This is a genomic window from Oleiphilus sp. HI0080 (assembly GCF_001635135.1).
The window spans coordinates 1-7514 of the sequence record NZ_LWFU01000034.1; the positions used below are offsets into that span (position 1 = coordinate 1).

17 protein-coding genes are annotated in these 7514 nt (G+C 47.4%); all 17 read right to left on the minus strand.

All coding sequences use genetic code 11. From position 1 onward, the window contains the following. Positions 1-62: 62 nt before the first annotated feature. On the minus strand, positions 63-419 hold the full coding sequence (rpsM, locus tag A3751_RS00520; RefSeq protein ID WP_068450974.1) for a 30S ribosomal protein S13: 357 nt from the start codon (positions 417-419) through the stop codon (positions 63-65). Positions 420-559: 140 nt separating this feature from the next. After that, a complete protein-coding gene (gene rpmJ / locus A3751_RS21620) occupies positions 560-673 on the minus strand; it encodes a 50S ribosomal protein L36 (protein ID WP_082862969.1) in 114 nt (37 codons plus the stop codon). Between the two features lie 34 nt (positions 674-707). Then, positions 708-2042, minus strand: a complete 1335-nt coding sequence (gene secY, locus A3751_RS00525; RefSeq protein WP_068450977.1) for a preprotein translocase subunit SecY — start codon at positions 2040-2042, stop codon at positions 708-710. 6 nt (positions 2043-2048) lie between these two features. Next, positions 2049-2483 (minus strand): 50S ribosomal protein L15, encoded by a 435-nt coding sequence (rplO, locus tag A3751_RS00530; RefSeq protein WP_068450980.1) that lies wholly within the window; start codon positions 2481-2483, stop codon positions 2049-2051. Between the two features lies 1 nt (position 2484). After that, positions 2485-2673 (minus strand): 50S ribosomal protein L30, encoded by a 189-nt coding sequence (gene rpmD / locus A3751_RS00535; protein WP_068450983.1) that lies wholly within the window; start codon positions 2671-2673, stop codon positions 2485-2487. A gap of 4 nt (positions 2674-2677) precedes the next feature. Beyond that, positions 2678-3178: a 30S ribosomal protein S5 gene (rpsE, locus tag A3751_RS00540; RefSeq protein WP_068450986.1), complete on the minus strand. Its 501-nt coding sequence runs from the start codon at positions 3176-3178 to the stop codon at positions 2678-2680. A 12-nt stretch (positions 3179-3190) separates the two neighbouring features. Then, positions 3191-3541, minus strand: a complete 351-nt coding sequence (gene rplR, locus A3751_RS00545; protein WP_068450990.1) for a 50S ribosomal protein L18 — start codon at positions 3539-3541, stop codon at positions 3191-3193. An 8-nt stretch (positions 3542-3549) separates the two neighbouring features. Then, on the minus strand, positions 3550-4083 hold the full coding sequence (gene rplF / locus A3751_RS00550; protein WP_068450994.1) for a 50S ribosomal protein L6: 534 nt from the start codon (positions 4081-4083) through the stop codon (positions 3550-3552). Between the two features lie 11 nt (positions 4084-4094). Then, the gene (gene rpsH / locus A3751_RS00555) at positions 4095-4487 is read right to left on the minus strand and encodes a 30S ribosomal protein S8 (protein WP_068450997.1); all 393 of its coding nucleotides are present in this window, start codon (positions 4485-4487) and stop codon (positions 4095-4097) included. Between the two features lie 71 nt (positions 4488-4558). Next, complete coding sequence (gene rpsN / locus A3751_RS00560; RefSeq protein WP_068451000.1) at positions 4559-4864, minus strand: 30S ribosomal protein S14; 306 nt, start codon at positions 4862-4864, stop codon at positions 4559-4561. Positions 4865-4876: 12 nt separating this feature from the next. Next, a complete protein-coding gene (gene rplE, locus A3751_RS00565; protein WP_068451003.1) occupies positions 4877-5416 on the minus strand; it encodes a 50S ribosomal protein L5 in 540 nt (179 codons plus the stop codon). A 16-nt stretch (positions 5417-5432) separates the two neighbouring features. Continuing rightward, positions 5433-5750, minus strand: coding sequence for a 50S ribosomal protein L24 (gene rplX, locus A3751_RS00570; RefSeq protein WP_068451007.1), 318 nt, complete (start codon positions 5748-5750; stop codon positions 5433-5435). A gap of 15 nt (positions 5751-5765) precedes the next feature. Beyond that, on the minus strand, positions 5766-6134 hold the full coding sequence (rplN, locus tag A3751_RS00575; RefSeq protein ID WP_068451010.1) for a 50S ribosomal protein L14: 369 nt from the start codon (positions 6132-6134) through the stop codon (positions 5766-5768). Between the two features lie 23 nt (positions 6135-6157). Next, a complete protein-coding gene (rpsQ, locus tag A3751_RS00580; RefSeq protein ID WP_068451016.1) occupies positions 6158-6427 on the minus strand; it encodes a 30S ribosomal protein S17 in 270 nt (89 codons plus the stop codon). 2 nt (positions 6428-6429) lie between these two features. After that, positions 6430-6621 carry a 50S ribosomal protein L29 gene (rpmC, locus tag A3751_RS00585; protein ID WP_068451019.1) on the minus strand — a complete coding sequence of 64 codons (192 nt, stop codon included), beginning with the start codon at positions 6619-6621 and terminating at the stop codon, positions 6430-6432. Then, on the minus strand, positions 6621-7034 hold the full coding sequence (rplP, locus tag A3751_RS00590) for a 50S ribosomal protein L16 (protein WP_068451022.1): 414 nt from the start codon (positions 7032-7034) through the stop codon (positions 6621-6623). Before rplP ends, rpmC begins: the two co-directional genes overlap by 1 nt. Positions 7035-7045: 11 nt before the next feature. Continuing rightward, a partial coding sequence (rpsC, locus tag A3751_RS00595; RefSeq protein ID WP_068451025.1) for a 30S ribosomal protein S3 occupies positions 7046-7514 on the minus strand: 469 nt, incomplete at its 5' end.

Below are 7514 nucleotides of genomic sequence, written 5' to 3' on the forward strand. Positions count from 1 at the left end.
CAACAGTCTTTTTCACCTTTTTACGGGTACGTGTACCTGGCTTTGCCATTACTGTTTCCTACTTATTTACGAATTGGTTTGCGAGGACCCTTTCGAGTGCGAGCGTTGGTCTTACTACGCTGACCACGCACAGGCAAGCTGTGGCGGTGGCGAAGACCACGGAAGCAACCAAGATCCTTCAAACGTTTAATGTTCATCTGAACTTCACGGCGCAAGTCACCTTCAACAGTCAGCTTGCTGACCTCGGCACGAAGCGCATCCAACTGTTCTTCTGTTAGCGTGCTAACTCGAGAGGTTGGGGTTACGCCCGTTGCGTCGCAAAGTTTGTATGCTGTCGTTCTACCTACTCCAAATATGTACGTCAGTGAGATCACTGCGTGCTTATTATCAGGTATGTTGACACCGGCTATACGTGCCATTCATCTAACTCCGCTTAATTCAATGGTTTACGGGTGAGCCCCTCAACCACGTGATGTTACCGTCATTAAAAAGGCCGCGAATCATAGCGCCTGATCAAAAATAAATCAAGCCAATGATACGGCCTTTTACAACTAGGGGTTTAGCCCTGGCGTTGCTTATGACGAGGTTCTGAACAAATGACTCTCACCGAGCCATTTCGACGAATAATTTTACAGTTACGGCAAATTTTCTTTACCGAAGCACGAACTTTCATTATCTGCTCCAAATATTTGCTTAAAACCTATCGGTTATCGCAGCATTCCGCCGCTACCGTAACCTTTAAGGTTCGATTTTTTCATGACAGACTCATATTGGTGTGACATAAGATGCGATTGCACCTGTGCCATAAAGTCCATCACCACAACCACCGCAATCAAAAGCGAGGTTCCACCGAAATAAAACGGCACATTGAACCAAACAACCATAAACTGTGGCAGTAACGATACTGCTGTAATATAAGCGGCACCGAAAATTGTTAAACGTGTAAGTACATTGTCGATGTAATTTGCAGTTTGTTCTCCCGGGCGAATGTTGCCAGCCAAATAAGCACCAGATCGCTTAAGGTTCTCCGCAACTTCACGAGGGTTATACATCAAAGCTGTATAGAAGAAGCAGAAGAATACGACCGCTGCTGCGAACAGAATAATGTATAAAGGCTGACTCGGACCTAATGCCTGCGAGATATCCGCAAGCCACTCCATGCCTTCGCCTTGACCAAACCACTGACCTAAAGATGCAGGGAACAACAAAATGCTCGAAGCAAAAATAGGCGGGATAACGCCAGCCATATTTACCTTCAAAGGCAAATGACTAGACTGTTGACTGTAACCACCTCGCGCATTCTGTCGTTTAGCATAGTTAACAGTCAATCGACGCTGACCACGCTCAATGAAAACAACAAAACCCACTGTCAGGATCGCAAACACGCCGATCAAGAGCAGAGCTAAAATATTCAACTCGCCCTGTCGAGCCGCTTCGAACGACTGACCAAACGCGCTTGGCAAGCCAGCGACAATCCCTGCAAAAATCAGCAGCGAAATACCGTTACCAATACCACGCTCTGTGATCTGCTCGCCCAACCACATCAAAAACACCGCACCACAAACAAATGTCGTGACAGCCAAGAAATAGAAGCTGAAGCCATCAGTAAATGTAACGCCTTGCGAGGCGAGACCCACCGACATACCCGACGCCTGCACAAATGCCAAAGCAACCGTACCGTATCGCGTCATCTGGGATATCTTTCTACGTCCCGCTTCACCTTCTTTCTTCAACTGTTCGAGGCTCGGTGTCACTGCAGTCATCAACTGCATGATAATAGACGCCGAAATGTAAGGCATAATCCCCAAAGCAAAGATACTCATGCGCTCTAACGCACCGCCAGAGAACATGTTGAACAGGCTCAAAATAGTACCTTGATTCTGTTCAAACAACGCAGCCAATCGCTCAGGGTTAATTCCGGGGACCGGAATGTGTGCACCTATTCGATAGACGATAATTGCCAAGAATACGAACCAAAGCCGAGACTTGAGTTCATCAAGTCCCTTCCCGAATCCGCCTTGCATCGCAGGAGATTTAGCCATTACTTATTATTCCTCGACCTTACCACCGGCTGCCTCAATAGCAGCCTTAGCACCTTTAGTCACCCTCAACCCTTGAGTCGTGACAGCTGACTTAATTTCGCCAGACAAGATAACCTTCGCAGACTTGGTATCACGACGAACTAAGTTCGCGTTTTTAAGTGCATCCAAATCAACTACGTTACCATCAACTAACTCAAGTTCGTTAAGGCGAATCTCTGCAACATATTGCGCTTGGCGCGACGTAAAACCGAATTTCGGCAAACGGCGCTGCAATGGCTGCTGACCTCCCTCGAAACCAGCTGGAACTGAACCACCAGAACGAGCCTTCAAACCTTTGTGACCGCGGCCACCGGTTTTACCAAAACCACTACCGATACCACGACCTACACGGCGACGCGAAGGCTTAGAACCAGGAGCAGGACTTAAAGTATTAAGACGCATCTCACTCTCCCTCAATTCTGACCATATAATTAACTTTGTTAACCATACCGCGAACTGAAGGGGTATCTTCAAGCTCAACAGTGTGACCAATTTTACGCAAACCTAGTCCCGTCACAGTAGCTCTGTGCTTTGGCAATTGACCAATCGGGCTACGGAAAAGCGTGACTTTAATAGTTTTTGCCTTTGCCATGATCTTATCCCGTAATATCTTCTACTGACTTACCGCGCTTAGCAGCAACGTTTTCAGGAGATTGCATTGCTTTCAAACCATTGATCGTTGCGCGAACAACATTCACTGGGTTTGTAGAGCCGTAGCATTTCGCCAATACGTTTTGAACGCCAGCGACTTCAAGTACAGCACGCATTGCACCACCGGCGATTACACCGGTACCTTCCGATGCAGGCTGCATGTACACTTTTGACCCGCCATGGCGCGCATTGATTGGGTACTGAAGTGTATTACCCTTAAGGGGCACGTCGACCATGTTTTTACGTGCAGCATCCATCGCTTTCTGAATTGCTACTGGAACTTCGCGCGCTTTGCCGCGACCGAAACCAACCCGACCCTCACCGTCGCCTACTACTGTAAGCGCTGTAAAACCGAAAATACGCCCGCCTTTAACTACTTTAGCGACGCGGTTTACCTGAACCAAACGCTCCTGAAGCTCTGGCCCTTTTTGCTCTTCTACACTCATCGTGATGACTCCTTAGAATTCCAAACCAGCTTCACGAGCAGCGTCGGCTAAAGCCTTTACACGACCGTGGTATTGAAAACCGGAACGATCGAACGCAACACGCGTAATGCCTGCAGTTTTCGCACGCTCAGCAATTAACTGACCTACTTTGGTAGCCGCTTCCGAGTTACCTGTTTTCGCACCTCGAAGGTCCTTTTCAACAGTCGAAGCAGATGCCAGAACCTTATCTCCCTCGGGTGCAATGACCTGAGCATAGATGTGGCGAGGCGTACGATGGATAGTCAAACGAGTTTCACCGAGTGACTTCATTTTAGAGCGGCTTTTTTTCGCTCTACGAATTCTTGAAACTTTCTTTTCGCTCATTGTCTCACCTATTTCTTCTTGGCTTCTTTACGTCTGACATGTTCATCAGCATAACGAACACCTTTACCTTTGTAAGGCTCTGGCGGACGGAATGCACGAATGTCAGCGGCCACTTGACCTAAAAGCTGCTTATCGATGCTCGTCAGTACAATCTCTGTCTGTGATGGAGACTCTGCTTTAACATCTTTAGGCAGTTCATATTCAACTGGGTGAGAAAAACCAAGGTTTAGGTTTAGCTTCTGGCCCTGAACCTGGACCCGATAACCAACACCAATAAGCTGAAGTTTCTTCTGGAAGCCTGATGTCACGCCCGTCACCATGTTATTCACAAGTGCTCGCGTTGTACCGGACATCGCTTTTGAAAACTTACTTCCGTTCTTAGCAGCGAACGTTAGCGTCGAACCATCTTGGTTGATTTCCACAACCGGATTCACTTCCATCGAAAGCGAACCTTTACTTCCTTTCACTTCAAGCTGGCCTTCGCCTAACTTGACTTCAACACCAGAAGGCAACGCAACTGGATTACTAGCAACCCTAGACATGCAAACCTCCCTTAGAATACGGTGCAGATAACTTCGCCGCCGATACCGGCTTGACGCGCAGCACGGTCGGTCATCACGCCCTGAGATGTAGACACTATCGCTACACCGAGACCACCGCGAACACTTGGCAAATCGTCAGACGCCTTGTATTGACGCAAACCTGGACGGCTTGCTCGCTTGATCTCTTCGATTACGGGGCGGCCCTCGAAATACCTTAGCTCTACGGAAACTTCAGGCTTAGCACCTTCATCAACCGAGTAGCTAGCAATAAAGCCTTCGCTTTTCAGTACTTCTAAAACTGAAACTTTCATCTTAGATGATGGCATTGAAACAACTTCTTTCTCTGCCATTTGTGCGTTGCGGATGCGCGTAAACATATCCGCAAGCGTATCTTGCATACTCATCGTATGTTCTCCTGATCATTTTAGTTGTGCAGCGCTACCAAGGTGTAACGCTTACCAACACATCAAATTGCTTACCAGCTCGCTTTCTTCAAGCCTGGAACGTTTCCTGCCATTCCCTGTTCACGTAGTTTGATACGAGACAGTTTGAATTTACGGTAAACGCCATGTGGTCGACCAGTAACCTGACAACGGTTACGGAGACGACTCGGGCTTGCGTCGCGCGGAAGTTTTTGAAGCTTCTTTTGCGCTTCCCAACGATCTTCCTCAGAAGTCGCTGGGCTTGCAATAATAGCTTTCAATTCCGCACGTTTAGCTGCGAACTTAGCAACTGTTTTTTCGCGCTTAAGCTCGCGCTGCTTCATTGAGATCTTAGCCATTTGCTCTTACCTTTATTTCTTAAATGGGAAGTTAAAGGCACGTAGCAACGCGCGACCTTCCTCGTCTGTTTGAGCTGACGTAGTAATCGTGATATCCATGCCTCGGATCTTATCTACCTTGTCGTAATCAATTTCTGGAAAAATGATCTGCTCTTTAACACCCATGCTGTAGTTGCCTCGACCGTCAAAAGACTTCGAATTCAGACCACGGAAATCACGGATACGAGGAATAGCAATACCAACCAAACGCTCGAAAAATTCCCACATACGCTCGCCGCGCAGTGTAACTTTACAACCGATTGGATAGCCTTCACGAACTTTAAAGCCTGCAACTGACTTGCGCGCTTTCGTGATGACTGGCTTTTGACCAGACAACGCCTCAAGATCCGCTACCGCGTTCTCAAGAAGCTTTTTGTCTACCATTGCTTCACCAACACCCATGTTTAAGGTGATTTTTTCAATGCGAGGTACCTGCATAGAGCTCTTATAGTTGAACTCATTTTGCAATGCAGGTACGACTTCGCTTGCATAAACTTCTTTCATATGTGCCATATCGCTACCTGCTTACTTATTGGTCGACAACTTCGTTGTTCGACTTAAACACACGTACCTTTTTGCCATCTTCAAGGACTTTGAAACCAACGCGATCGGCTTTGCTCGTAGTAGGATTAAAAATCGCTACGTTTGAAGCTTGAATCGGGGCTTCCGATTCAACAATGCCGCCTGGCGTTCCCAACATTGGGTTTGGTTTTGTGTGGCGCTTGACCATGTTGATGCCAGAAACGATCAAACGACCGTCCTTCATCACACGCGTCACTTTACCGCGCTTACCATTGTCCTTGCCTGCTATGACAATCACTTCATCGTCACGTTTGATCTTTTTCATAACGGGCCTCTATCCTTAAAGCACTTCAGGTGCTAGGGAGATAATTTTCATGTACTTCTCACCGCGCAACTCACGAGTTACAGGGCCAAAAATACGAGTACCGATTGGTGCGTTCTGCGCGTTCAAAAGAACTGCTGCATTACCATCAAACTTGATCAACGAACCGTCAGGGCGACGAACGCCTTTACGGGTACGCACAACAACCGCGTTCAATACTTGTCCTTTCTTAACCTTACCACGTGGAATCGCTTCCTTAACGGTGACCTTAATTACGTCGCCGATTCGTGCGTAACGTCTATGAGAGCCACCCAGTACTTTTATACACTGAACTCGGCGCGCACCGCTGTTGTCGGCTACGTCGAGCATACTTTCCGTCTGAATCATCTTAGTTCTCCAAACACTCTGGGTTAGACTTTAGCTGCCTTCTCAACAACGGTAACTAGCTTCCAGGACTTCGTCTTAGACAACGGACGAGTCTCCTGAATAGTTACAACGTCGCCGATATTGCACTCGTTGTTTTCATCATGAGCATGCAATTTGGTAGAACGCTTAACGTATTTACCATAAATTGGATGCTTCACACGACGCTCTACCAATACAGTAATGGACTTATCCATTTTGTCGCTGACGACTTTACCGCTGATGGTACGAGCTGTGTTATTTGCCACTTCACTCATAATCACTCACCTGCCTTCTGCGTCAATACTGTTTTGATACGAGCAATATCTTTTCGGTTTTGAGCTACAAGATGCGATTGGTTGAGCTGACCAGTCGACTTACGAAGGCGTAAGTTAAACTGCTCTTTTAATGCTTCTTCCAACGCTGTATTCAGCTCTTCAACAGACTTATCGCGTAATTCACTTGCTTTCATTACATCACCGTCCTTTCAACAAAGGTTGTTGGAACAGGCAACTTAGCAGCAGCTAGCGCGAAAGCTTCGCGTGCCAATTCTTCTGACACACCTTCAATCTCGTATAGCACTCGGCCCGGTTGAATTTGGCAAACCCAATACTCAACGTTACCTTTACCCTTACCTTGACGAACTTCCAAAGGCTTTTGCGTAATCGGCTTGTCAGGAAAAATTCGAATCCAGATCTTTCCGCCACGCTTAACTTTACGTGTAATCGTACGACGAGCCGCCTCAATTTGGCGTGCCGTGATACGACCACGACCAGTCGCTTTCAAACCGTACTCACCGAAGCTGATTTTACTACCGCGTTGAGCAAGGCCACGATTACGACCCTTTTGTACTTTTCTAAATTTGGTACGTTTTGGCTGTAACATCTCTCGGCCCCTTACTTAGCAGACTTCTTGCGAGCAGAATTCTTTTCTTCGCGTACCTGTTCGATACCGCCAAGAATCTCGCCCTTGAAGATCCATACTTTTACACCAATGATGCCGTACGTTGTGCTCGCTTCATGCGTAGCATAATCAACGTCTGCTCGAAGTGTGTGCAACGGCACACGACCTTCTCGATACCACTCTGAACGAGCGATTTCAGCACCACCAAGACGACCGCCAACCTGTATCTTGATACCCTTGGCACCTTGACGCATGGCGTTTTGAACCGCGCGCTTCATCGCACGACGGAACATGACTCGACGCTCCAACTGGTTAGCTACGCTAGCCGCAACCAATTTTGCATCCAAGTCAGGCTTACGAATTTCCTCGATATTGATGTGCACAGGCACACCCATCATTCGACTAACTTCGTTACGCAATTTCTCTACATCTTCGCCTTTCTTACCAATCACAATCCCCGGA

Excerpts from the sequence above, each read along its gene's own strand:
- secY (WP_068450977.1), bottom strand. The coding sequence starts at position 2,042 with ATGGCTAAATCTCCTGCGATGCAAGGCGGATTCGGGAAGGGACTTGAT.
- rpsE (WP_068450986.1), bottom strand. The coding sequence starts at position 3,178 with ATGAGTGTAGAAGAGCAAAAAGGGCCAGAGCTTCAGGAGCGTTTGGTT.
- rplX (WP_068451007.1), bottom strand. The coding sequence starts at position 5,750 with ATGAAAAAGATCAAACGTGACGATGAAGTGATTGTCATAGCAGGCAAG.
- rplE (WP_068451003.1), bottom strand. The coding sequence starts at position 5,416 with ATGGCACATATGAAAGAAGTTTATGCAAGCGAAGTCGTACCTGCATTG.
- rpsH (WP_068450997.1), bottom strand. The coding sequence starts at position 4,487 with ATGAGTATGCAAGATACGCTTGCGGATATGTTTACGCGCATCCGCAAC.
- rplP (WP_068451022.1), bottom strand. The coding sequence starts at position 7,034 with ATGTTACAGCCAAAACGTACCAAATTTAGAAAAGTACAAAAGGGTCGT.
- rplO (WP_068450980.1), bottom strand. The coding sequence starts at position 2,483 with ATGCGTCTTAATACTTTAAGTCCTGCTCCTGGTTCTAAGCCTTCGCGT.
- rplR (WP_068450990.1), bottom strand. The coding sequence starts at position 3,541 with ATGAGCGAAAAGAAAGTTTCAAGAATTCGTAGAGCGAAAAAAAGCCGC.
- rpsN (WP_068451000.1), bottom strand. The coding sequence starts at position 4,864 with ATGGCTAAGATCTCAATGAAGCAGCGCGAGCTTAAGCGCGAAAAAACA.
- rplF (WP_068450994.1), bottom strand. The coding sequence starts at position 4,083 with ATGTCTAGGGTTGCTAGTAATCCAGTTGCGTTGCCTTCTGGTGTTGAA.
- rpmJ (WP_082862969.1), bottom strand. The coding sequence starts at position 673 with ATGAAAGTTCGTGCTTCGGTAAAGAAAATTTGCCGTAACTGTAAAATT.
- rplN (WP_068451010.1), bottom strand. The coding sequence starts at position 6,134 with ATGATTCAGACGGAAAGTATGCTCGACGTAGCCGACAACAGCGGTGCG.
- rpsM (WP_068450974.1), bottom strand. The coding sequence starts at position 419 with ATGGCACGTATAGCCGGTGTCAACATACCTGATAATAAGCACGCAGTG.
- rpmC (WP_068451019.1), bottom strand. The coding sequence starts at position 6,621 with ATGAAAGCAAGTGAATTACGCGATAAGTCTGTTGAAGAGCTGAATACA.
- rpmD (WP_068450983.1), bottom strand. The coding sequence starts at position 2,673 with ATGGCAAAGGCAAAAACTATTAAAGTCACGCTTTTCCGTAGCCCGATT.
- rpsQ (WP_068451016.1), bottom strand. The coding sequence starts at position 6,427 with ATGAGTGAAGTGGCAAATAACACAGCTCGTACCATCAGCGGTAAAGTC.